The 21,821-nt window shown below is 61.6% G+C and carries 24 protein-coding genes; 9 read left to right on the forward strand and 15 right to left on the reverse strand.

Annotated elements, in window-relative coordinates:
* Positions 1–192 precede the first annotated feature (192 nt).
* Both KUG85_RS13750 and KUG85_RS13755 read left to right on the forward strand, forming a co-directional pair.
* The gene (locus KUG85_RS13750) at positions 193–915 is read left to right on the forward strand and encodes a DUF1223 domain-containing protein (protein ID WP_255606409.1); all 723 of its coding nucleotides are present in this window, start codon (positions 193–195) and stop codon (positions 913–915) included.
* 623 nt (positions 916–1,538) lie between these two features.
* The gene (locus KUG85_RS13755; protein ID WP_025031307.1) at positions 1,539–1,922 is read left to right on the forward strand and encodes a DUF2794 domain-containing protein; all 384 of its coding nucleotides are present in this window, start codon (positions 1,539–1,541) and stop codon (positions 1,920–1,922) included.
* 213 nt (positions 1,923–2,135) lie between these two features.
* Here the strand turns inward: KUG85_RS13755 and KUG85_RS13760 are convergent, their stop codons facing one another.
* The 4 genes from KUG85_RS13760 to KUG85_RS13775 form a co-directional block, all read right to left on the reverse strand.
* Positions 2,136–2,708 (reverse strand): GNAT family N-acetyltransferase, encoded by a 573-nt coding sequence (locus tag KUG85_RS13760; RefSeq protein WP_223005603.1) that lies wholly within the window; start codon positions 2,706–2,708, stop codon positions 2,136–2,138.
* 90 nt (positions 2,709–2,798) lie between these two features.
* On the reverse strand, positions 2,799–3,539 hold the full coding sequence (locus tag KUG85_RS13765) for a Bax inhibitor-1/YccA family protein (RefSeq protein ID WP_223005604.1): 741 nt from the start codon (positions 3,537–3,539) through the stop codon (positions 2,799–2,801).
* A gap of 201 nt (positions 3,540–3,740) precedes the next feature.
* Positions 3,741–6,284 (reverse strand): ABC transporter permease, encoded by a 2,544-nt coding sequence (locus KUG85_RS13770; RefSeq protein ID WP_223005858.1) that lies wholly within the window; start codon positions 6,282–6,284, stop codon positions 3,741–3,743.
* Positions 6,285–6,295: 11 nt separating this feature from the next.
* On the reverse strand, positions 6,296–6,997 hold the full coding sequence (locus tag KUG85_RS13775) for an ABC transporter ATP-binding protein (protein ID WP_007010681.1): 702 nt from the start codon (positions 6,995–6,997) through the stop codon (positions 6,296–6,298).
* An 80-nt stretch (positions 6,998–7,077) separates the two neighbouring features.
* Between KUG85_RS13775 and KUG85_RS13780 the strand changes: the two genes are divergently transcribed.
* Positions 7,078–7,758: an arylesterase gene (locus KUG85_RS13780; RefSeq protein WP_223005605.1), complete on the forward strand. Its 681-nt coding sequence runs from the start codon at positions 7,078–7,080 to the stop codon at positions 7,756–7,758.
* A 79-nt stretch (positions 7,759–7,837) separates the two neighbouring features.
* Positions 7,838–8,437, forward strand: a complete 600-nt coding sequence (gene thpR / locus KUG85_RS13785; RefSeq protein ID WP_223005606.1) for an RNA 2',3'-cyclic phosphodiesterase — start codon at positions 7,838–7,840, stop codon at positions 8,435–8,437.
* Here the strand turns inward: thpR and KUG85_RS13790 are convergent.
* The gene (locus tag KUG85_RS13790) at positions 8,386–8,859 is read right to left on the reverse strand and encodes a low molecular weight protein-tyrosine-phosphatase (RefSeq protein WP_223005607.1); all 474 of its coding nucleotides are present in this window, start codon (positions 8,857–8,859) and stop codon (positions 8,386–8,388) included. The two genes, thpR and KUG85_RS13790, sit on opposite strands and share 52 nt — an antisense overlap.
* 58 nt (positions 8,860–8,917) lie before the next feature.
* Here KUG85_RS13790 and KUG85_RS13795 point away from each other — a divergent pair, with 58 nt between their 5' ends.
* The 4 genes from KUG85_RS13795 (at position 8,918) to rlmN (ending at position 11,850) form a co-directional block, all read left to right on the forward strand.
* A complete protein-coding gene (locus KUG85_RS13795; protein ID WP_223005608.1) occupies positions 8,918–9,214 on the forward strand; it encodes a 4a-hydroxytetrahydrobiopterin dehydratase in 297 nt (98 codons plus the stop codon).
* Positions 9,215–9,287: 73 nt separating this feature from the next.
* A complete protein-coding gene (locus tag KUG85_RS13800) occupies positions 9,288–9,668 on the forward strand; it encodes a YkvA family protein (RefSeq protein ID WP_007010686.1) in 381 nt (126 codons plus the stop codon).
* Between the two features lie 316 nt (positions 9,669–9,984).
* Positions 9,985–10,485 carry an invasion associated locus B family protein gene (locus KUG85_RS13805; protein WP_065816818.1) on the forward strand — a complete coding sequence of 167 codons (501 nt, stop codon included), beginning with the start codon at positions 9,985–9,987 and terminating at the stop codon, positions 10,483–10,485.
* Between the two features lie 138 nt (positions 10,486–10,623).
* Positions 10,624–11,850 (forward strand): 23S rRNA (adenine(2503)-C(2))-methyltransferase RlmN, encoded by a 1,227-nt coding sequence (rlmN, locus tag KUG85_RS13810; RefSeq protein ID WP_223005609.1) that lies wholly within the window; start codon positions 10,624–10,626, stop codon positions 11,848–11,850.
* Positions 11,851–11,862: 12 nt separating this feature from the next.
* On the opposite strand, the gene KUG85_RS13815 is transcribed toward rlmN, so the two are convergent.
* The 3 genes from KUG85_RS13815 to KUG85_RS13825 form a co-directional block, all read right to left on the reverse strand.
* Positions 11,863–12,504: a LysE family translocator gene (locus KUG85_RS13815; RefSeq protein WP_065816817.1), complete on the reverse strand. Its 642-nt coding sequence runs from the start codon at positions 12,502–12,504 to the stop codon at positions 11,863–11,865.
* Between the two features lie 93 nt (positions 12,505–12,597).
* Positions 12,598–13,629, reverse strand: coding sequence for an SIS domain-containing protein (locus tag KUG85_RS13820; protein WP_223005610.1), 1,032 nt, complete (start codon positions 13,627–13,629; stop codon positions 12,598–12,600).
* A 40-nt stretch (positions 13,630–13,669) separates the two neighbouring features.
* Positions 13,670–14,560: an N-acetylmuramic acid 6-phosphate etherase gene (locus tag KUG85_RS13825; RefSeq protein WP_223005611.1), complete on the reverse strand. Its 891-nt coding sequence runs from the start codon at positions 14,558–14,560 to the stop codon at positions 13,670–13,672.
* 246 nt (positions 14,561–14,806) lie between these two features.
* Between KUG85_RS13825 and KUG85_RS13830 the strand changes: the two genes are divergently transcribed.
* The gene (locus KUG85_RS13830; protein ID WP_223005612.1) at positions 14,807–15,598 is read left to right on the forward strand and encodes a GntR family transcriptional regulator; all 792 of its coding nucleotides are present in this window, start codon (positions 14,807–14,809) and stop codon (positions 15,596–15,598) included.
* Here KUG85_RS13830 and KUG85_RS13835 read toward each other — a convergent pair.
* The 7 genes from KUG85_RS13835 to KUG85_RS13865 form a co-directional block, all read right to left on the reverse strand.
* Positions 15,595–17,115, reverse strand: coding sequence for a di-heme oxidoreductase family protein (locus tag KUG85_RS13835; protein WP_223005613.1), 1,521 nt, complete (start codon positions 17,113–17,115; stop codon positions 15,595–15,597). The two genes, KUG85_RS13830 and KUG85_RS13835, sit on opposite strands and share 4 nt — an antisense overlap.
* 58 nt (positions 17,116–17,173) lie before the next feature.
* Positions 17,174–18,430, reverse strand: a complete 1,257-nt coding sequence (locus KUG85_RS13840) for an imelysin family protein (RefSeq protein WP_223005614.1) — start codon at positions 18,428–18,430, stop codon at positions 17,174–17,176.
* A 138-nt stretch (positions 18,431–18,568) separates the two neighbouring features.
* Positions 18,569–19,783, reverse strand: coding sequence for a beta-ketoacyl-[acyl-carrier-protein] synthase family protein (locus tag KUG85_RS13845; protein WP_223005615.1), 1,215 nt, complete (start codon positions 19,781–19,783; stop codon positions 18,569–18,571).
* On the reverse strand, positions 19,784–20,059 hold the full coding sequence (locus tag KUG85_RS13850; protein WP_065816811.1) for an acyl carrier protein: 276 nt from the start codon (positions 20,057–20,059) through the stop codon (positions 19,784–19,786).
* Positions 20,060–20,206: 147 nt separating this feature from the next.
* On the reverse strand, positions 20,207–20,704 hold the full coding sequence (locus KUG85_RS13855; RefSeq protein WP_223005616.1) for a hypothetical protein: 498 nt from the start codon (positions 20,702–20,704) through the stop codon (positions 20,207–20,209).
* 80 nt (positions 20,705–20,784) lie between these two features.
* Entirely contained in the window at positions 20,785–21,468 is a 684-nt protein-coding gene (locus KUG85_RS13860; protein ID WP_223005617.1) for a D-lyxose/D-mannose family sugar isomerase, read from the reverse strand.
* Positions 21,469–21,547: 79 nt separating this feature from the next.
* Positions 21,548–21,784 (reverse strand): Lrp/AsnC ligand binding domain-containing protein, encoded by a 237-nt coding sequence (locus tag KUG85_RS13865; RefSeq protein ID WP_007010700.1) that lies wholly within the window; start codon positions 21,782–21,784, stop codon positions 21,548–21,550.
* Positions 21,785–21,821: the final 37 nt, after the last annotated feature.

The raw sequence follows: 21,821 nt of genomic DNA on the forward strand, positions 1-21,821 counted from the left end.
CCGGCGGTCTTTTTTTGTTTCTGCCATTGGAAACCGCGCTGCGGGCCGGTCTCACCTGAACGTGACTTCTTGTTGAGGCGGGGTCGCTCCTATAGTTCTGAAACAAAGCAATGATCGCTTCACATCCCAAACGGAGAGCGCATGTTTCGGCTCTGGATACCCGGCCATTTTCTGGCTGTGGCTTTAGGCTTATTGGCCTTCACTGACCCCGGCAGTGCCGAAAGCACCAGCCGCCCGGTCGGCCCGATTGGTGTTGTGGAGCTCTTTACGAGCCAGGGCTGCAATTCCTGCCCACCCGCAGACGCCGTGCTGGGTGAACTCGCGGCACGAGGCGATGTTGTCGCCCTCGCTTACCACGTCGATTACTGGGACTATCTGGGCTGGCGTGATGCGCTCGCAAGCCCGGCGAACTCCGAACGGCAGAGAAAATATGCCGGTGCACTTCAAAGGGCATCCGTCTACACGCCACAGGCCATAGTCAACGGCCGGCGCGACATGAATGGTGCGGACCGGGGGAAGGTCACTTCAACGCTCGCAGCCCTCGCAGGAACCGTGGGCGGACTTCAGGTGGATATTTCCCTCAAGGAAAGGGGCGACACTATCGTCGTCAGTGTCGGCTCAATACCCGAGAACCTGAAGGGCGAACCCGTTAATGCGCATCTGGTCTTTGTCGATTACACGCCGGAAAGCACGGTGGATATCCGCGCCGGCGAAAACCGCGGCCGATCGATACAATATCGCAACGCGGTCAACCGCATCCAGACGATCGGCATGTGGGATGGCGCCGCCAAGAGCTTCGAAATGCCCAAGGCCGAACTGGTGCAGAAGGGCAATGGCTGCGCACTCCTGCTCCAGCGCGTCGACAAAGACGGTCGACCAGGCGCGATATTGGGTGCATTTGCCATGAACCCGTAGAGCATCGGACCGAAAAGTGGAATCCGGTTTTCGGACTATTCCGATGCTCCATCAGTAATTTAGATCGTCCTTTGTGCGTCCGGACGGACGCACGGCGATCCAGGATCAGGACCTGGGTGAGTAGCCGCGCGGTCTGGTCCCAAAAGAAAAACCGGCGCTGACTCATTCAGCACCGGTTTTGATCTCTTGGGACCGCTGCCCGCTCGGACATCCGAGAGTTGGTTCGATCCGGTCATGACCCCGAGGGCGGGGGGGCTTGGGGTTTTCGGGATCCGTGTCCGGACCGAACCGTCTCAGGCAACGGGTGGATCGTTGCGGCACAATGGGGCGTGAGCTTGGACAAAATGCGGCAAGAAAAAGGCAAGTCATCACCAATTCCGACAAACGGTCCTGATTTGTGACTACCGGCTAACAATTGAGGCTTGCAGAGCAAGAATGGCCGTGCCGGCAAAAGATGTGGGTAACTCTAACCACTCTGATGAACCATGCCATCAAGAAGGATGAGGCGCTTTTTTTTTTGCATCTCAGGCCCGGCCAAATGCAGCCCGGGGAATGCGGGCTTGCAATTCCGCCTATGGCGGGCGAACCTTCCCCTGTCACCAAATCGTCATGAGGTACAGCCAATGACCGATTACGGCAGCGCGGGGGAGGATAGGGACGGCTCCGGGATACTGATCCCGCTGCACGAGGCACGCAGGGCACGTTCCGATCTCCCCGTAACCTTCGAGCGGCGCGAACTGGATCAGATTCTGCGCATCTATGGCCGCATGGTCGCGGCAGGCGAGTGGCGTGACTACGCCATCGATCATCTGAGGGACCGGGCGGTGTTCTCCGTGTTCCGGCGAACCAGCGAAGTCCCGCTGTTTCAGATCGTCAAGGATCCCAAGCTGACACGGAAGCAGGGTGCCTACAGCGTTATCGCCGCCACAGGCGCAATCCTGAAACGCGGGCATGAACTGGCACGCGTCCTGGCCGTGTTCGACAAGAAGCTGAAACTCGTCACCTAATGCATGTCGCTTTCAAATGAATTCATTTGAAAGACAACGAACATGCATCATTTAAAAGTGTTACAGCGTCCTTTGCGCGTCTTATAAGACGCGCGGCGCTGTAGAGCATCGGGCCGACAAGCGGAATCCGGTTTTCGGATTATTCCGATGCTCCATCAATATTTTGGATCGTCCTTTGTGCATCCGGATGGACGCACGACGATCTAACCGGCATCAACGAACCGACTCGCCCCGAAACAGACGTTCGGGGATGGAATCGGGATCAGGCGGCGCACGATCGCCCTCATTCAGCGTGAGCTGCATAAACACCGTGTCGAGCCAGCGCCCGTGCTTGAAACCGCTGCCGCGAAGAATGCCGGCATCGCGGAAACCTGCGGCCCGATGCAGTTTTACCGAGGCGCTTTCCTCCGAGCCGTCGCCGATAACGGCGACGATCTGGCGAAATCCGCACCGTTCGCACGCTTCAACCAGAGCCTGAAGCAAAAGCCGCCCCACGCCGCGACCCTGCGCTTCCGGCGCCAGATAAACGGAATCCTCGACCATGAAGCGATAGGCCCGTCTCGGGCGAAACGGACCCGCATAGGCGTAACCGAGAATCTCGTCTCCATTCTCAGCAACGATATAGGGGTAGCCGTTGCGAACGAGCGCCTCCATGCGCTCGCGCATCTCGGCCTCGCCCGGCGGTTCCAGCTCATAGCTTGCCGTGCCCCCGGCAACGGCGTGCGCATAGATGCGGGTGATGGCCGGGAGGTCAGCCGGCGTTGCGGGGCGAATGGTGGGTTTCATGGAAACTCGGTGGTCGCTCTCGAATGAAGCAAAAGAAAGGGCGGCCCGAAAGCCGCCCTCTCCATAGCACTGTTTCTGGTTCCGCGCCCGCTACTCGCGATTTCCGAGGAACTGCAGCAGGAACATGAACAGGTTGATGAAGTCGAGATAAAGACGCAGCGCACCCATGATCGCCTTGCGGCCGGACACGGTGGCATCGTCGCCCTCGTAATACATCTCCTTGATCTGCTGGGTGTCGTAGGCCGTCAGGCCGGCGAACACCAGCACGCCGATCACCGAAATGGCGAACTGCAGCGCCGATGAGCCGAGGAAAATGTTCACGATCGAGGCAATGATGATGCCGATCAGACCCATGAACAGGAACGACCCCATGCCCGAAAGGTCACGTTTGGTCGTGTAGCCCCAGAGCGAAAGCGCGCCGAACGAAGCGGCGGTGATGAAGAAGGTGCGGACGATGCTCTCGCCCGTGTAGACGAGGAAGATCGTCGACAGGGACAGACCCACCAGAGCCGAATAGACCCAGAAGGTTGTCTGTGCCGCTCCCACGCTCATGTTCTGAATGCGGAAGCTCAGGAAGAACACCAGCGCAAGCGGTGCGAGAATGACAACCCAGCGGAAGGCGCTGGCATAGATGAGCTGGCCGAAAGCCGTGAGCTGGCCGTCGGCGATGGCAAGGTTGAACGCGCCAAAGGCTGCAAGGCCGGTGATCGCCAGGCCGAGCGCCATAAGGTTGTAGACGCGGATCATATAGGCGCGCAGGCCCTCGTCGATGGCCGCGTCCGCGCGCACGCCGGGCGTTGCGCGGGCCTGATAGTTACGAAGGTCAGCCATAATTACCCCTTTCTGGCTTAAATCCCGTCCGGTGACGGCCACGAGGCCGTGCGCCGCTGGCGGGATACCAGCATGCGTAGATCAAATATGATGTCAGTTTGTGTTCAGGACAAGACCTCTCCACGCCGGAAATGCACCTGCGGCAACAGTTCGCGGGCGAAACGACACCTCTCCGTGCGAAGGGTTAACGGTTTTTCACGCTCACAGATTGCGCAGAACCGGCGCCGCCTTGTGTCCGAGAACCCGCCACGTGCCGATCAGGCCGAAGCCAACCGTCATCACCAGCGCCACCACAACGGTGGTGAACGCCACCTCCGGCAGGAAGCTTGAGGGCAGGCCCATCACCTGCGTCACCACAAACCAGGCTGCAATCCCGCCCGCAAGCAGCGCGAACACCGCCGTGGCGAGACCGATCAGCAGATATTCGAGCGAAAAGGCGGCAATCAGCGTGCGCCGTGTCGCGCCCAGCGTCTTCAGGACCACGGCATCGTGCACCCGCGCCCGGTTGCCGGCTGCCAGTGCACCGGAAAGCACGAGAACCGAGGCAATCAGCGCAACGGCGGCTGCCGCACGGATTGCGGTGGCCAATTGCTCGACAAGCCGGTTCACCACATCGAGCGCATCTTTCACGCGCACGGTGGTCACCGTCGGGAAATTGCGCGTAACGGCATTGAGAATCTGCGATTCGTCAGCCTGTGTCGCTTCCGCATCTGTCAGCGTCGCCAGCCAGGCGTGCGGAGCGCCAGCAAATGTGTTGGGCGAAAACACCATCACGAAGTTGATGGCCAGAGATTCCCATTCGACGGCGCGGAAATTGGCGATCCGCGCCGTGACGTCACGGCCAAGCACATTGACGGTGATCGTGTCTCCAATCTTGAGACCAAGCTCTCCGCCCTCCTCCGCCGTGAAGGAAACGAGCGGTTCGCCCTCGTAGTCGGCCGGCCACCACTCGCCCTGTGTCAGCGTCGCGTTTTCGGGTGCGTTGCGGGCATAGGTGATGCCGCGGTCACCCCGCAGCACCCAGCCGCCCTCCGGCGGAATTTCCATGTCACGCACATTCACATCGTTGAGCGCGGTGATGCGTCCACGAAGCATCGGCACCTGAATGAGCTTTCCGTCTGGCGCTTCCCGTTTCACCAGATCGGCAAAGGCCTCCACCTCACCGCTCTGGATGTCGACAAAGAAAAAGTTCGGCGCGACCTCCGGCAGGTTGCCGGTGATCTGCCGGCGCAGATTGCCGTCGATCAACGCCAGCGTGGCAAGCAGCGTAAGGCCGAGGCCCAGCGACAGCACCACGGACGGCGTCAGCGCGCCGGGGCGATGGATATTGCCGAGCGCCAGGCGCAGCGGCGTCGAGGCCACACGCGGACTGCGGCGCGCCAGCCCCTCAATGCCAAGCGCCACAACCCTCAGCACGATAAAGGCAAACACGGTTGCGCCGACGAAGATCGCAGCCATGCGCCGGTCGTCGGAAAACCAGACCGCGAAACCGGCAAGACCCGCCGCGATGGCAACCGAAAGAGCGATATAGACGGGACGCGGCCAGCCGCGCCCGTCGACACCCATTTCCCGGAAGAGCGCCGTCGCCGGCACATCCCGCGCCCGGCCGAGCGGCATCAGCGCGAACACAAGCGTGATCATCACGCCGAAAAGCGCTGCCACCATAAGCGCCGCCGGATAGACGCCGCCCGTCGCGGGAACCGGCAGGACATTCGCCAGAACAGCCGATGCGCCGAACGGCATCAGGGCGCCAATCGCCAGGCCGGCGAGAACGCCGATCCCGGCGATCATCAGGATCTGCACGAGGTAAACGGTGAAGACGAAACCGCCGGAAGCGCCAAGGCTCTTGAAGGTCGCGATCACGGCACGCTTGCTGTCGAGATAGGCGCGCACCGCGTTGGCAACCCCCACGCCCCCCACCACAAGAGCCGTTAGACCCACCAGGGTGAGAAACTGCGAAAACCGTTCGATATTGCGCGAAAGCGAGGGCGCGGCGTTGCTGCGCGTACGGATGCTCCACCCGGCCTCCGGAAATTCCGCTGCGGCGCGTGCCTGCACGGTTTCGAGAGCGCCCGCGTCGCCATCGAGCCGCACCTTGTAGACGTGCTCGACGAGACTGCCCGGCTGGATGAGCCCGGTCGCCTGAAGCGCATCCACCGAAATCATCAGCCGCGGCGCAAAGCCGAACCCGTCGGAAACGGCATCCGGCTCGGTGACAAGCACGGCACGCAGCTCGATGGTCTCCCCACCCAGCATGATGCGGTCGCCGATACCGAGACCCAGCCGCTCAAAAAGCAGTTGAGGCGCCGCGGCGCCATACGCGCCCGCCTTCTCATCGAAGAGTTCGGCATGGGAAAGCTGCGGCTCGGTCACCCGCTCTCCATAGAGCGGATAGAGCGCGTCGACCGCCTTCACCTCCACGAGCGTCTGGTCGGAACCGTCCGGGAGCCGCGCCATGGAGCGCATGTTCGCGCTCTCGGCAACGTCGCCCAGCCCGGAAAGGAACGACAGCTCGGCATCGCCGGCACGCCTCTGGTTCAACTCGAAACGCAGATCGGCGGCAAGCAGCGACTGGCCTTCGGCTTCCACGGCTCCGGTAATAGCCGTGGCGACGGAGTTGACGCCACCAATGGCGCCCACGCCCAGCGCAATGCAGGCCAGAAAGATGAAAAAGCCCGAGAGCCCGCCGCGCATCTCGCGCAAGGAGAAACGAAATGCCAGGCTGAGGCTGCGACGGAAGCTCATCTCGTCCGAATTCATGCCATTGCGGCCTTCTCGACCGCGACCTCGGGCTCGATGCGCCCCGAGCGCATCGCCACCTGTCGCTCGCAGCGTGCGGCAAGGGCGGGATCGTGGGTAACGAGCACAAGCGACGTCCCCCGCTCCTTCGCCTTGGCAAACAGCATATCGGCAATCTGCCGGCCCGTGGCCTGATCGAGATTGCCGGTCGGTTCGTCGGCGATCAGGATCGCCGGCCCCGGCGCCAGCGCGCGGGCAATGGCCACGCGCTGCTGTTCACCGCCCGAGAGCTCGCCCGGATAGTGTGTCAGGCGCTGCGAAAGACCGACAGCGGCCAGTTCCTCCTCGGCCGCACCGAACGGATCGGCATGCCCGGCCAGTTCCAGCGGCACGGCGACGTTCTCCAGCGCCGTCATGTTGGGGATGAGGTGAAAGGACTGGAAAACGATACCGATCGAACGGCCGCGAAAGGCGGCAATCGCATCTTCGCTCAGCCCGTTGATCTGTGTTCCGCCAACCCGCACGATGCCGTCATCGACGCGTTCGAGCCCCGCGATCACCATCAGCAGCGTGGACTTGCCCGAACCGGACGGGCCGACGATCGCTGTGGAGCGTCCCCGTTCGACGGAGAGGCTCACCCCTTTGAGAACATGCACAGAGGAAGCCCCCTCACCCAGCGTCAGCGACACGTTCTCAAGTTCGATCACGGCTTCTGTCACGGAAAAGACATCCTATATTGGGAAGAAATGACGCTGGGATCGTACAAATGTTCGATTCTGGCAAATATGGGTTCTCCCGCATGGCATTCAAATTTTTTCGTCCTTCCGGCCAGTTCACAAAAATTTCATCGGCCGCCGCAGCATTCATGCTGGCGCTTTGCATCGCCGTGACCGCACGCGCCGAAACAGCCGGGACAATTGAGATTGTCGGTTTCGGCGACAGTCTTATGGCGGGCTACAATCTCGGGCCGGGAGAAGGTTTTCCGGAGCAGCTCGAAGACGCGCTCAGGGCGGAAGATTACGATGTCGCAATCACCAATGCCGGCGTTTCCGGCGATACCACCAGCGGCGGGCTTTCACGCCTTGAATGGTCCGTTCCCGAAACGGCAGACATTGTGCTTCTGGAGCTGGGCGCCAACGACATGCTGCGTGGCATTCCCCCCGCATCCACCGAACAAAATCTCGACCGGATGATCGCCACGTTGAAGGAACGCGGGCAGCATGTGATCCTGGCCGGCATGCTGGCCGCGCCCAATCTCGGCGAAGACTATGCCGCCGCCTTCAACCCGCTCTATGAGCGGTTGGCGGAGAAACACGAAATCCCCCTCATCCCGTTCTTTCTCGACGGCGTGGCCGCCGAACCGTCACTGCTTCTGGAAGACGGGATGCACCCGAATGCCCAGGGTGTTGCACGCATGGTGGAGCGCATCCTGCCCACCTTCCGCGAAGTGCTCGACAAGCAACAGGAAGAAGGCACGTAAAACTTGATGAAGAAACCGCTTGCTCACGGTGGCAATCGGTGATTCGCTGTCATTGACAGTGCGATTCGAGGAGGTTGCCATGCCGCGACTTTTCACCGCCCTCGAGATCCCGCGTGACGCCGCTTTGTCGTTGTCACTTCTGCGCGGGGGCCTCCCAGGAGCTCGTTGGATCGACGTCGAAAACTATCATCTGACATTGCGGTTCTTTGGCGATGTGGAAGGCCACACGGCCGACGAGATCGCCAATGCCCTCGATAGGGTTCGGCGTCCAACTTTCACGATGAAGCTTTCCGGCGTCGGGGCCTTCGGGCAGAAGAAGCCGCACTCCATCTGGGCCGGCGTGTCCGCTTCGCCTGATCTCTACGCCCTGCAGGGTGAGATTGAAGGCATCTGCCGGCGCTTACGACTGCCGCCGGACCCCAGGAAGTTCACACCGCATGTAACGCTGGCGCGCCTGAAGAACGCCAGTCCACGCGACGTGGCAAACTATCTTTCCGCCCGCGGCAACTTTGCCTCGGTCCCCTTCACCCTTGGTCGTTTCGTGCTGATGTCTTCGCGCGCCTCGTTCGGCGGCGGACCGTACATCATAGAGGAAGCCTGGCCTCTGGTGGGCGCGGACTACGACCGTCAGGCGAGTTTCGACAACAGTGCTTCGGAAGCCTCGCGGATCGTCTGGTAGACTGAAGCGAAGCCGTCATCGCCCCCGTAATAGGGATCGGGAATGTCGAGCGTTCGGCCATCTGCATAATTGAGAAAGAGGTGGATCTTCCCTGCCGCCGCCTCCGGCGCGCGCTCACGCAGCGTCCGGACATTGTTGCGGTCCATGCCCAGAAGCAGATCGAACCGTTCAAAGTCCCGGGCGTTCACCTGCCGCGCCCGCTGCATGGAGATGTCGACGCCGAACCGGCGGGCGATCTCGATCGAGCGCGGGTCGGGCGCACTGCCCACATGCCAGGCACCCGTTCCGGCAGAATCGATCATGAAATCCGCATGCCGCCCGCGCTCGGTCACCACACTGCGAAACACGCCCTCGGCAAGTGGTGAACGGCAGATATTGCCGAGACAGACAAACAGGATAGAGGTACGGGGCTTTGCGTTCATCGTCTATGCGCTATCATCCGGGTGATGGTTCCGACAGGCGATACCATGGAGAGACGCAATGGCAAGGGCAAAGCTCGATCCAGCAGCACTGGAACAGGCGCTCAGAACACTCGACGGATGGGATCTTGCGGAGGATGGCTCCTCCATCCAGCGGCGCTTCGTCTTCGCCGATTTCTCCGAAGCGTTCGCCTTCATGACGCGTTCGGCACTGATGGCCGAGAAACTCAACCATCACCCCGACTGGTCGAATGTCTACAAGACCGTGGATGTCAGTCTGTCCACGCATGATGCGGGCGGGCTGACCGAGCTCGATCTGAAGCTTGCTGCGGCAATGAACGACCTGGCCCGCAGCTGATCCAGCCACCGATTCCGACTGAGCATTGAATTTTGCAGGCTGATTCCCACATCTTTGCCTGCAGGAGCACACCATGGAAGATGTGAAAATCGGCGAAATCCTTGAACCTGTCGGGCCCGGCGAGAACCGGGAACGCGAGGAACGTGTGCGCGCCAAATTCTGGCGCACGGTGAAGAAGGCCGCCCGCCAGGTGCCCTTCATGGAAGATCTTGTCGCCGGCTATTACTGCGCACTCGACAATGACACACCGCCAAAGGTGCGCGGCATTCTCCTCGCCGCTCTGGCCTACTTCGTGCTTCCGCTTGATGTGGTGCCTGATTTTCTGCTGGGTTTCGGCTTCACGGATGACGTCGCCGTGCTGGCGGCGGCGCTTAACGCCGTACGCCGCCACATCACGCCGGCGCATCGCATTGCCGCCAGACAGGCCCTCACGGAAACCGAACGCAAAGCCTAGAGCATCGCCCGAAAAGTGGGATCCGATTTTCGGATTATTCCGATGTCCCATCAATAATTTAGATCGTCCTTTGTGCGTCCGGATGGACGCACGACGATCTAGCCAGTCAAATTCTTGCCTCTTTCATTCGTTTCAACCGCAAATGAAGGGTGTTCGGGAGTTGGCGCATTTTTTGCGGCAACGGACAATCGGGGTTGAACGCATGAAGAATCCGTCGATTCGCTTCACGCTTTGGTAACCCAGATTAAATAAAAATGAAGTGATCTAGAGGGACCAGCCGGTCTCCAAACACTGGCAGAAAAAGACGGTCAAGACGATGCGCGTACTGATTTCGACACTGATGCTCATTTGCGGAATGGCGGCGGCAAGCCCCGCGCTGGCCCAGGCAACGGCGGTGGGACAGCATCGCGACTGGGGTGTCTACAGCTACCAGTCCGGTAACGGCAAGGTGTGCTACGCCATGAGCGTGCCGAAGGAAAAGCAGCCGGCCAGCCTCGACCATGGCGATATCTTCTTCTTCGTCAGCCAGAAGCCCGGTCAGAACGTGGCTTCAGAACCGCAGTTCATCGCCGCCTACAATTTCCAGTCGGGATCCAAGGTGATCGTCACGATTGGCAACAAGAGGTTCAGCATGTTCACCCAGGGCAAATCCGCCTGGCTGGAAAATGCCGCCGAGGAGCCCCAGTTGATCGCCGCGATGAAGGGCGGCGCAGACATGAAGATCGCCGCCAAATCGGGCCGCGGCAACGACACCAGCTATACCTTCTCGCTGAGCGGCGTCACGGCTGCCATCAACGCCACGCAGAACTGCAAATAGCGTTCAGTGAAACAGGCTGCCAGTCGCAACAGGTGACGGCAGCCTTCAGGCGTGCTATGAGCGCGGCAAATGAGGGGTGGCCTGGAATTCGAAGAGCGAATTCACAGAGTGCTGCCCGCAAAGCACTTCAAGAACGCCATGGCACTGACACTCGATCTATCGACGCCCGAGGGGCGCGCTGAGCTGCGCCCCGCCGCAACCGCTGAAAAACAATCGCTGATCGGCCTTTCGCGGGATGAGCTGGCGGAAGCCCTGCTCTCGCTCGGCGTGCCCGAGAAGCAGACACGCATGCGCGTGCGCCAGCTCTGGCACTGGCTCTATGTTCGCGGCGTTTCCGATTTCTCGCAGATGTTCAACATCTCGAAGGACCTGCGCGCACAGCTCGATGAGCGCTTTACAATCGCCCGCCCGGAAATCATCGAAGAGCAGATTTCGAAGGACGGCACCTGCAAGTGGCTGATGCGCTTTCCGGCGCGCGGCGCGGGCCGCCCGGTGGATGTGGAAACGGTCTACATTCCCGAGGAAGGCCGTGGCACGCTGTGCATCTCCAGCCAGGTAGGCTGCACGCTCACCTGCACCTTCTGCCACACCGGCACGCAAAAGCTGGTGCGCAATCTCACGCCGGGCGAAATTCTCGACCAGCTTCTCGTCGCGCGCGATCGCCTCGGCGATTTTCCCGATGCCGATACGCCGGACGGGGCCATCGTGCCGGCGGAAGGCCGCAAGGTCACCAACATCGTCATGATGGGCATGGGCGAGCCGCTCTACAATTTCGAGAATGTAAAGCAGGCGCTTCTCATCGCCTCCGATGGCGAAGGCCTTTCGCTCTCAAAGCGCCGCATCACGCTTTCAACCTCCGGTGTCGTTCCCGAAATCTATCGCACCGGCGAGGAAATCGGCGTTATGCTGGCGATCTCGCTGCACGCCGTGCGCGATGAGTTGCGCAACGAGCTGGTGCCGATCAACAAAAAGTATCCGCTGAAGGAGCTGCTCGACGCCTGCCGCGCCTATCCGGGCCTCTCGAACGCGCGGCGTATCACCTTTGAGTATGTGATGCTGAAGGGTGTCAACGACTCGCTCGACGATGCCCGCGAACTGGTGCGGCTTCTGAAGGGCATTCCTGCCAAGATCAACCTGATCCCCTTCAACCCATGGCCGGGCAGCGACTATGAATGCTCAGACTGGGAGCAGATCGAGGAGTTTGCGGATCTGGTCAACAAGGCCGGATACGCCTCGCCCATCCGCACCCCGCGCGGGCGCGACATCCTGGCCGCCTGCGGTCAGCTCAAATCCGCATCGGAGCGGATGAAGAAGGCCGACCGACTGAAGCTGGAAGCCATGATGATCGCCGGCCACGGCGAATAGGGCAATTCTGGCTCACCGCGCCTGCGCTGTCAGGATCTTCAGCGCAAAGGCCGAGAAAACGCCTGCGAACAGATAGTCGACCACGCGGGTGACACGCGGGCTCTTCTTCAGAAGCTTGGAAAAACTGTCTGCCGCGATCACCATCGGCGCGACGATGGGCAGCGCCAGCGGAATGAACAGAAGCCCAAGAAAGAACAGCTTGCCCGGCGCGTGCGGATCGCTGGCCGACACGAACTGCGGCAGAAATGTCATAAAGAACAGGATGATCTTCGGGTTCAGAAGATTGATGCCGAGCCCCGTGGCCCAGTTCTTCAAGAGCGACCGCCCCGCCCCGCCCTTCTTCTCCGGCGAGAAGGCGGAGCCTTTGCGGATCGCCTGGATTGCCAGCCAGATCAGATAGCCCGCACCGAACACCTTGAGCGCAAGGAATGCCTCGGGTGAAGCGACAATCAGCGCCGAGAGCCCCAGCGCCACAAGCGCCGTGTGGATCATGATCCCGGTCATCGCACCGAACATGCAGGCGAAGCCGGCCGCCCTGCCCTGGCTCAGCGCCCGGCCGACGAACAGCGTCATATCCGGGCCCGGCGTAATCGAAATCACGAAGGTGGCGAGGGCAAACTGGAGAATGGTGGCGAAGTCGGGAATGAAGGTCATGGAAGTGCTTCCGGCACGGTGTTGATCTGCCGGAAGCTAACGCAGGATCAGACCCGACGCCAGCGGCATGATTGGGAGGCCGCTGGTGCAGGATCAGATCGTTTCCGTCACCTTCTTGAGCTTGTCCGGTGTGTCCGGATTGAGCCCACGCTCCCGCGCGACCCGCTCGATCAGGCGATAGTATCCGACGAGCGAGACCAGCGGGTCCACTTGGCCATGGCCGGTGGATGGCGTTCTGATGGTGCGTTCTCCGAGATCACGCGAAGAGAAGCTCGCAATCTGCGCACCGAAACCGCGCAGCTTTTCGAGTGACTGCGCGCTTGAAGCAAGCGCTGCGTCTTCCGGCACAAAGGCTAGAATGGGGAAGCCCTTGTCGACCAGCTGCATGGGTCCGTGCATTAGCTCGGCGAGGGAGAAGGCTTCCGCATGAAGCTGAGCCGTCTCTTTTGCCTTCAACGCCGCTTCCAGCGCAATGGCGAAGCCCGGACCACGACCGGCAGTGTAGATCGACCCGGCATTTGTCAGGAGTGGCAGCGCCGGCTCCCAGTCCACGTCGCAGGCGGCGGCCAGCGCCCCGGGCAGCCGACCGAGCGCGTCCTTGAGCGCTGCATCACCCGAGGCTGCCTGCGTGACACCGGCAAGTGCCGCTGCGGACGCGATGAAGCTCTTGGTCGCCGCGACACTGCGTTCCGGTCCGGCATGGATCGGCAAAACGATGTCGGCCGCCTTCGCAAGCGGGCTCTCGGCCACATTGACCACTGCGAGCGTAACCGCACCGCCCTTCTTGGCCGATGCCTGCGCGGCGACGATGTCAGGGCTCCCGCCGGACTGGGAAATCGTGATGTGTAGCGCATGCTCCAGCTTCAGCGAGGCGTCATAGACGGAGGCCACCGAAGGGCCGATGGACGCCACGGGAATGCCCGTGTGAATCTCGAACAGATATTTGAAGAAGCTCGCGGCGTGATCCGACGAGCCCCGCGCCGACATGCTCACCACGGCGGGCCCACGCTCGGCAATCACCCGGCCAAGTTCGGCGAAGGTCTTTGCCTCTTGCGCAAAAAGCCGCTCTACCGCCTCGGCGGCCTCGGCGGTTTCCTGAAACATCAGGGAAGGCGTGTCAGTCATGTCAGTCTTTCCGTGGGTTCGTAGGTAAATGTGGGACCATTCAGCCAAGTTCGGCAAGCGCACGGTGCAGGTCGTCGCCATTGCGATCGAGGGCGGCCTTCGCCTCCCCCGCCGAAAGGCCACGCAGGACGAGCACTGCCGGCTTGACGTGGAATTTCGTCTCCTCGAGCGCCCTCCGCGCCGAGGCCTCGTCGCAGTCAGCAACCTGCATCAGCATCTCGACAGCGCGGCGCACCAGCTTCCTGTTGGAGGGCTTCATGTCCACCATGCGACCGCGATAAACCTTGCCCAGCCGCATCATGACCGCGGTGGAAAAAAGGTTCATTGCGATCTTCTGGCTGGTGCCGGCCGCCATGCGCGTGGAACCGGCGAGCACCTCCGCGCCCGTTTCCAGAAGCACGGCGCATTCAGCCCCTTCGAGAAGCGCGCTGCCGGGATTGTTTGCGATTCCGATGGTCAGCGCACCGCGCGCCTTCGCGGCATCGATTGCCGCAAGCGTGTAGGGCGTGCTTCCGCTCGCAGCGAGCCCGACGACCACGTCCTGAGGACCACAGTTGACGGCGTCGATCTCGGCTCTGCCCGCATTCGTGTCGTCCTCGGCACTTTCGCGCGCTTCAGCCACACTGATGCTGCCGCCGGCGAGCAGAAAAAGACTGCGCTCCTCCGGCCAGCCAAACGTGGGATAAAGCTCGACCGCATCCAGCATGGCCACACGGCCCGATGTGCCGGCACCCACATAGATGAGTCGGCTCTCCGGGTTCGCCAGACGCTTCGCCGCCGCCTCGACAGCCTCTTCCAGCGCCGGGAGGGCGGCAGCGGCCGCGTCCAGGGCGGCCCGCTGACCATCGAGCATGGCGCTCAGCATATCCGCGGTCGAAAACCGCTCAATGTCACGATACGCCTGGCTTGCTGTTTCTGTCGCTGTTGTCATGGCCGGCTCTCTGGTTTCGGGTCTGCCCATCTATGATAGACCAATTTAATACCAAATGATTTATCAGGCATCCTCGCAAAAATCCATTCCCCTTCAGCGAAATTAAGCCGAAGCCTTACTATTCGCCTGTTTCAGAAACAAGACAACGCGCTTCCGGTCAAACCCGCTTGCATTGAGTTTCCGTAGAATCCATAATTGGACTTATAGGATAAATACCATTTCTACGATGATGAGCCCGCCCAACCGATGACAGATACCCTTCCAGAAACAAGGGAATATCTCGGCGCACTCCTCGCCCGGGGCATCGAAATCGATGCCGCCGACGCGACACCGCGCTACATCCGGCTCGCCAATGCGCTGCGGCTTCTGATCGAGACCGATGCTCTGGGCACCGGAGCGGCATTGCCGTCGGAGCGTCTCCTGGCTGAAATAACCGGCCTCTCGCGCGTCACCGTGCGGCGCGGCATCGAGCTTCTGGTGCGCGAGGGCGTTCTGGAACAGCGCCGGGGCTCGGGCACCTATGTTCTTGCACCGGTCGAGCGTTTCGAGCAGCCGCTGGCGGCGATCACCAGCTTCACGGAGGATATGCTTTCCTACGGCCGGAAGCCCGAAACGCGCTGGCTGGCGCGCGAATATGCAAGCCCTTCGGCGCAGGAGGCCATGACACTCGGTCTCTCGCCCGGCGACCGCGTGCTGCGGCTGCATCGTCTGCGGCTTGCCGATGCCCTGCCGCTTGCGGTCGAACTGGCCATCGTGCCGGCAGACCTTCTGCCGGACCTTTCAGCCCTGGGGACCTCGCTCTACGAGTCCATGGCATCAGCCGGGGCGCGGCCGCACAAGGCGCTGCAGCGCATGCGCGCATGTGCCCTGCCGGAGTTCGAAGCGCGCCTTCTCGAAGCCGAGGCCGGAGAGCCCGCACTTTTTCTGGAACGCATATCCCGCACGGTAGAAGGGCGCGTGGTGGAGTTCACCCGTTCCCACTTCAAAGGCGACCGGTTCGACTTCGTCGCCGAACTCAATCTGCACCGGGAAACTTAAAGCGATTCCAGGAAACGGATCAGATTGTCCCGATCCTGCTTTGCCATGTCGACCACGCGATCACGCGCCGCCTGCGCCTCTCCGCCGTGCCAGAGAACGGCCTCAAGCAGCGTCCGCGCACGACCGTCATGCAGGAAGGTCGCTTCCGCATTCACCGTCGCGGTAAGGCCGATCCCCCAGAGCGGCGGCGTGCGCCATTCATAGCCATCGGCAAGCCCCTCGCCGCGACCATCGGCCAGCCCCTCGCCCATGTCATGCAGCAGCATGTCGGTATACGGCCAGATCAGCTGGAAGCGCAGGGCCGGATCGTCCACATCGCGCCGGGTCACATATTTCGGCCGATGGCACGAGGCACAGCCACTCTCGTAAAAGACTTTCTTCCCGGCAAGCACCGCAGGGTCGTCCACGTCACGCCGTACGGGCACGGCGAGGTGGCTCGAATAGAAGGTCACGAGGTTCAACAGGTCTTCCGGCACCTCCTCGGCGCCCAGTCGCTCCTGCGCGCCATGCGGCAGGGCACGGCATTCGGCCTGCGCCTCGGTACAGTCGCCCCAATGATCCGGCGCAAGCGGGGTCGAAAGCCCCATATCGCCGGAAAACGCGCCTGCCGTCTGTTCGGCGATGGTGGGCGCGATGGCCTTCCAGCCAAAGCGGCCAAGCTTCCATTGGCCCTCCGCGTCGCGCACTCTTGCCGCGCATCCGGAAATACCGTCGCCGTCTTCATCGTCGGGGTCGGCCCAGGCGAGAATGTCGGCCTCGTGCACGCTTTCCAGAAGACCGAGCCCGATCATCGGCGGCGCGACGCGCGCCGACATCATCAGATCATCGCGCATCGGGCCGAAACCGGGATCGGCGACCCGCAGCGTCGGCTTGCGCAGCGTAACCGTCTCGCCCCCGGAGAGCGCCACAGGCATATCCTCATAGGTGATCGCGACGCGACCCTCGGGATTGAGCCCGGCCACCGCATGGTCCTGAAGCTGCAACCCGTAGACAGGGTCAGGTGCCGCCGGCAAACGACCGTCTGCAATCGCCGCTTCCTGTTCCCTGTTCGCTGGAACGGACAGGCGCACGAGCAGCGACACCGCCGAATCCTCCGGCCGCGCCGGCGCATGACCGCGCCCGTCCTTGATATGGCACGACTGGCAGGCCCGCGCGTTGAACAGCGGTCCAAGCCCGTCCGAGGCCTGCGTTGACGACGGCGAGGAAACCCAGTCCTTGCGGAAAAGACCGTTGCCGAGCAGGAAGCGCTCCAGTTCGGCAAATTCCAGATTGGCGGAAGAGTGCGAGAACGCGTCCGCATTGATCAGCTTCGTCGACGTGGTCGCGCCTGCGGACATGCGCTCGAAACGCTCCGGCTTGTCGAAAGCGGTCGCAGGCCGGATGACCTTCTCAACCCGTTTGCGATCCTTCTCGCTCAGATCCTCGCGGGAATCAGGTGAAAGACTGTCCGCCTGAACGGATAGCGTCACGAGAGAAAACAGGCCGGTCAGAAGCGCGGCGCGGACAGAAGCGTTCATGGAAAGGGTCTATACAAACGGACACCGGGCCGGCAAGCGGCCCGGTGCGGAATTGATCTCACTCAAAAACGGCATCGGGATTGTCGAGGCTGTCGGAGCCTTCGAGTTCGATACCGGAAAGGTCGAGTGCAACGATCACACGCTCCAGCGAGCGGGTCTGGTCGACAAGCCCGTCAATGGCTGCCTGCACGACCGCATTGCCTTCCTCGTTCCCCTGACCGATCATCTGGTCATAGGCTTCGCCGCCCTCGGCGCGTTCCTTCAAAGCCGTCATCGCCTCCAGCGTGGTGTCGAGCTTCGCCTTCACCTCTTCGGCCAGAGCCGGGTCCTTCTCGGACACCAGGTCGGCAAGGCTCGGACCCTCAACCTTGGACCCATCGACACGCTCATAGGAACCGAAATAGACATTCCGGATACCGACGAGATCATAATAATGGCTGTTGTGGGTGTTGTCGGAGAAGCAGTCATGCTCCTCTTCGGGATCGTTCAGAAGCAGGCCCAGCTTCATGCGCTCGCCTGCCAGCTCGCCATAGGAAAGCGATCCAAGGCCCGTCAGCATGGCGGTCAGGCCGGCCTTCGGGTCAGCCGTCACCTCCGCGCGCGCCTCGCCATCGGTCTGCCAGTTGGCCACCATCTCTTCCAGATCGGTGACCAGGAGGTCGGCAGCGGCCTGAAGATACTGTCCACGACGGTCGCAATTGTCGCCGGTGCAGTTGTCCGCATCGAAATCGGTGTGGGAGCGCGCGCCGGCGCCAGCATCCGTTCCGTTGAGATCCTGCCCCCAGAGGAGAAACTCGATGGCGTGGTAGCCCGTGGCCACATTCGCCTCGATGCCGCCAGCCTCGTGAAGCGACTGGATCACCTCGGGCGTGATCTCGGAGACATCGATCTCCGTACCGCCGGCGCTCACCTTGTCATTGGCGACCACATTGACCGTGTAGAATTCGTTGGCATCGGAGTCCGTGCCGTAGCTGGCGTCGACATAGTCGATCAGGCCCTCATCGAGCGGCCAGGCGTTCACCTTGCCTTCCCATTCATCGACAATCGCATTGCCAAAGCGATAAGCCTCGCTCTGCTGGTAGGGAACACGCGCCGCGAGCCAGGCTTCACGGGCGGCTGCCATCGTTTCTTCAGACGGCGCCTCCACCAGCCGGTTCACCGCTTCGCGCAGCGTCTTCGCGGTCTCCAGGCTGTCTTCATAGGTGGCCAGCGCAATGTCTGCATAGGTGGAAACCACCTCCTGCGGCTCGGCTGCAACAGCCGGCGATGCCATGACGGCTGCGAGTGCGGTACCGATGAGTAAACGACGCTTCATGTGACTTCCCCTCTCGTCCAATCCAGATCATCGACCGCAGGAAACATGCGATCAACCAGCGGCCATCGACGGCCATCAACTAATGTGGATTTAGATTATCAGGTTTATGAAGGCAACCCCGGCGTCGCTTTTGCGGGGCTACTCCATCGCTCTGACTGCGATCACCGCATTGGTGCCACCGAATGCAAACCCGTTGCTGAGCGCCACGCGCACATCCCGCCTGCGCGCCTCATTTGGCGTCACGTCGAGATCGCAGTCGGGATCGGCCTCCCGGTAACCGGCCGTGGGAGGCACCACGCCATCCCGGATCGCCATGACGCAGGCGATCAGTTCCAGCGCACCGGATGCGCCCAGGCAATGCGCATGCATCGATTTGGTCGAAGACACGGAGAGCTTCTCCGCATGCCCGCCAAACACGCGCCTGATCGCCTCGGTTTCAATCTTGTCGTTGGCTTTGGTGCCGGTGCCATGCGCATTGATGTAATCGACATCCGCCGGCGAAAGCCCGGCTTCATCCAGACACGCCTTAAGGGCGGACACCGGCCCGTCGACCGTTGGAGCCACAATGTCCGAGGCGTCGGCGGACATGCCACCGCCGGCAAGCTCGGCCAGAATGGTTGCGCCGCGCGCCTGTGCGTGTTCCAGCGTTTCGAGAACGGCGATGCCGGCGCCTTCGCCGAGCACCAGCCCGTTGCGGTCGGCAGAGAAGGGCCGGCAGGTCTCGGGCGCGAGAACCCGCAACGCTTCCCACCCCTTCAGAATACCGTATATGAGAGGCGCATCAGAACCGCCGGCAAGCATGACATCCGCACGGCCGAGCCTGATCTGATCGGCAGCCGCCAGTATCGCATGGTTGGATGACGAACAGGCAGACGTGGCGCCGAAAACAGGTCCGCGCAGACCGAGCGTCATGCTGACCTGCCCGGCGGCAGCGCCCGGCATGACACGCGGCACCGTGAAAATTCCGGTCCGCGGCTTCCCCTCAAGGAGAATGGCCCGATAGCTGTCTTCGATGGCTTCCCAGCCGCAAACGCCTGTGCCGACGACGGCCCCCACACGATGCGTGTTCGATGCGTCAACCGTAAAACCCGACTGGCTCAGCGCTTCCTGGGCGGAGATCGCCGCAAGAAGGCTGAAGCGGTCCATGGTCACGAGCCGTTTCCGGTCGATCCCGTGATCCGGCAAATCCTTGATCTCGGCACCGATGCGCACTTTCAGTTCGTGAAGTGCTGCGGTGGTGATTGGTCCGATGGCAGGACGACCGGCCCGCATGGCCGACCAGATGGCCGGGGCGTCGGTTCCAAGCGCACAAATGCCGCCGATGCCGGTTATGACGATGCGCGGCGCTGTCATCTATTTCTTGGCGTCCACCAGTTCACGAACGGCGGCAACGATGTCCTTGACCGTTTCCATGTTCTCCCAGGCTTCAGCCGTGTTCATTTCCACCTCGATATTGAACTCGTCTTCGACATCGAAAATGATCTCGGTGAGTTCGAGAGAGTGAATGCCAAGGTCGGCCAGCGGCGTGTCGAGCGTGATGGTCTCGACATCGTCCTGCGCATGGGTCTTGATCTTTTCCAGGATCGCCTTGCCGATCTCGTCCGTGCTCAAACTGGCTTCAGCATTCATGAAACATCTCCTGGGACTGCGTTTGCGCCGGCTGTAAAACCATGGGGCAAGGTGTCCACGCGTTACTCTTGACAATTTGCAGCCATAAGAAACCAAAGCGGAGCGGGCGGCAAGGGTATGTGGTGCATATCCGCCGACACCGCACAGTCAGTTTCCGTTTGCACCGCCTTTGACGAAGATTGTTACGGCGCCACTGTCGGCATATTCGAGCGCGACCACGTCTTTGAGCTGGATGGAGCGCGAATCCACCGCATGGAAAAACAGCGCGCTGCCCTCAATCGACTCGCGCAGCAGGCGAATCTCATCCTCGTGTTCGGCAATCACCGAGGCGATCTCGCTTTTCTTTTCATCCAGATCCGGAAGGAAGACGATGTCGATCTCTTCCAACGAAAAGGTCTTGCGCACCCGCTCGGCGTTCTCCGCCGTTGCGCCGATCGCCGCTACGATGCGCGCGCTCGCCGTTTCGGCCTCGACCTCTTCGGTCTTTACCTCGGAGCCAACGATGGCATCGATAGCCTCTTCGCTCTGCAGGCCCTGTGCAGAAAGTGGGGTCTGCAGGGCAAATGCCACTGCCAGCGCCAGGGCCGCGATCCAGTGAAATCTGGCATCGACCGATCCCGGCCGCGCCGCAGTGCTCAAGCTCATGATTCAATCCCGTATGTTCCGTCGCGCAGAAAACATGTTCTGCCACGGAAGGCAACGGGCACACCATGGTGCGGGTTCCCTCAGAGCCAGGTCGGGTAATCCGAAACGAGCAGCCGATAGGGGTCTTCGTCTTCCTCGATCTCGGAAAACCGCGCGATCGGGTCGGCGAAAATATTGTCCGTCACGTCGTCGTTCACGGTTGAAACCTCACCGATCAGCACATCGTCCTTCTCGCCCCAGAAGGCATGCCAGACACCGGGCAGGAGTGTAACGCTCTCTCCCGGCTGCAGTCTCAGGACACCGCCTGCATCCACGCGGCGCATTACGCCGTCCGTCGGCACGCTGACCGGGGCCGTGCGATCAATCTTGCCGTCGGCATCCGACGCAAAAAGCTCGATGCAGAGCGTGCCGCCGCCGCGGTTGATGATGTCTTCGGCCTTGATGGCATGGGTGTGCATCGGCGCAACCTGATCGCGCCGGGAGATCATGATTTTCTCGGCATAGAGCATGCCGCGGCCATGTTTCAGATCGTCCTGATTGCCGTTGCGCACTGTGAAGAGGAACAGGCCGCGCCGGTCGAAATCGCCGCCGCCATAGTCTGTGATGTCCCAGCCGAGTCTCGCATCGACAATGCCATTGATCGACTCGCGCCGCCGTTTCATCTCGTCGGGCGTCCAGTCTGCAAATGGCGGCATCGCGTAGCCGAAGGAGCGGATGAACGCGTCTCCCTCGCGCAGAATCTCGTTGACTTTCGACCGTTTCACCGCCGCCTCCCATATGCGAACCGATTTAGATCGTCGGTTCGTATCGCAAGCCGGGCGCCGCGCCAAGACGTTTGTTTGTTCAGAATGCCTTGAAGGTCAACGTGGTGAGCGAGCGGCGGATGCCCGGCACATTGGCAATATTCTCGCTGACGAATTTTCCGATGTCGACGCCATCGTCGATATAGACCTTCATGAGCAGGTCGTAGTCGCCGCTGGTCGAGTAGAGTTCCGAGGCGATTTCGCGCTTGTAGAGCTCATCGGCAACCTCGTAGGTCTTGCCGGGCTTGCAGCGCAGTTGAACGAAGACAGGTCTCATAGGGGCTCCATGGAGCGGATGCTAAACGGGGTCGGAC

The sequence above is a fragment of the Nitratireductor rhodophyticola genome, assembly GCF_019891355.1.
Lineage (GTDB): Bacteria > Pseudomonadota > Alphaproteobacteria > Rhizobiales > Rhizobiaceae > Nitratireductor > Nitratireductor rhodophyticola.

What these genes read in the sequence shown, in the direction of transcription:
- KUG85_RS13755 (WP_025031307.1), top strand. Translation starts at nt 1,539, where the DNA reads ATGACCGATTACGGCAGCGCGGGGGAGGATAGGGACGGCTCCGGGATA.
- KUG85_RS13760 (WP_223005603.1), bottom strand. Translation starts at nt 2,708, where the DNA reads ATGAAACCCACCATTCGCCCCGCAACGCCGGCTGACCTCCCGGCCATC.
- KUG85_RS13765 (WP_223005604.1), bottom strand. Translation starts at nt 3,539, where the DNA reads ATGGCTGACCTTCGTAACTATCAGGCCCGCGCAACGCCCGGCGTGCGC.
- KUG85_RS13770 (WP_223005858.1), bottom strand. Translation starts at nt 6,284, where the DNA reads ATGAGCTTCCGTCGCAGCCTCAGCCTGGCATTTCGTTTCTCCTTGCGC.
- KUG85_RS13780 (WP_223005605.1), top strand. Translation starts at nt 7,078, where the DNA reads ATGGCATTCAAATTTTTTCGTCCTTCCGGCCAGTTCACAAAAATTTCA.
- thpR (WP_223005606.1), top strand. Translation starts at nt 7,838, where the DNA reads ATGCCGCGACTTTTCACCGCCCTCGAGATCCCGCGTGACGCCGCTTTG.
- KUG85_RS13790 (WP_223005607.1), bottom strand. Translation starts at nt 8,859, where the DNA reads ATGAACGCAAAGCCCCGTACCTCTATCCTGTTTGTCTGTCTCGGCAAT.
- KUG85_RS13795 (WP_223005608.1), top strand. Translation starts at nt 8,918, where the DNA reads ATGGCAAGGGCAAAGCTCGATCCAGCAGCACTGGAACAGGCGCTCAGA.
- KUG85_RS13800 (WP_007010686.1), top strand. Translation starts at nt 9,288, where the DNA reads ATGGAAGATGTGAAAATCGGCGAAATCCTTGAACCTGTCGGGCCCGGC.
- KUG85_RS13805 (WP_065816818.1), top strand. Translation starts at nt 9,985, where the DNA reads ATGCGCGTACTGATTTCGACACTGATGCTCATTTGCGGAATGGCGGCG.
- rlmN (WP_223005609.1), top strand. Translation starts at nt 10,624, where the DNA reads ATGGCACTGACACTCGATCTATCGACGCCCGAGGGGCGCGCTGAGCTG.
- KUG85_RS13815 (WP_065816817.1), bottom strand. Translation starts at nt 12,504, where the DNA reads ATGACCTTCATTCCCGACTTCGCCACCATTCTCCAGTTTGCCCTCGCC.
- KUG85_RS13820 (WP_223005610.1), bottom strand. Translation starts at nt 13,629, where the DNA reads ATGACTGACACGCCTTCCCTGATGTTTCAGGAAACCGCCGAGGCCGCC.
- KUG85_RS13825 (WP_223005611.1), bottom strand. Translation starts at nt 14,560, where the DNA reads ATGACAACAGCGACAGAAACAGCAAGCCAGGCGTATCGTGACATTGAG.
- KUG85_RS13830 (WP_223005612.1), top strand. Translation starts at nt 14,807, where the DNA reads ATGACAGATACCCTTCCAGAAACAAGGGAATATCTCGGCGCACTCCTC.
- KUG85_RS13835 (WP_223005613.1), bottom strand. Translation starts at nt 17,115, where the DNA reads ATGAACGCTTCTGTCCGCGCCGCGCTTCTGACCGGCCTGTTTTCTCTC.
- KUG85_RS13840 (WP_223005614.1), bottom strand. Translation starts at nt 18,430, where the DNA reads ATGAAGCGTCGTTTACTCATCGGTACCGCACTCGCAGCCGTCATGGCA.
- KUG85_RS13845 (WP_223005615.1), bottom strand. Translation starts at nt 19,783, where the DNA reads ATGACAGCGCCGCGCATCGTCATAACCGGCATCGGCGGCATTTGTGCG.
- KUG85_RS13850 (WP_065816811.1), bottom strand. Translation starts at nt 20,059, where the DNA reads ATGAATGCTGAAGCCAGTTTGAGCACGGACGAGATCGGCAAGGCGATC.
- KUG85_RS13855 (WP_223005616.1), bottom strand. Translation starts at nt 20,704, where the DNA reads ATGAGCTTGAGCACTGCGGCGCGGCCGGGATCGGTCGATGCCAGATTT.
- KUG85_RS13865 (WP_007010700.1), bottom strand. Translation starts at nt 21,784, where the DNA reads ATGAGACCTGTCTTCGTTCAACTGCGCTGCAAGCCCGGCAAGACCTAC.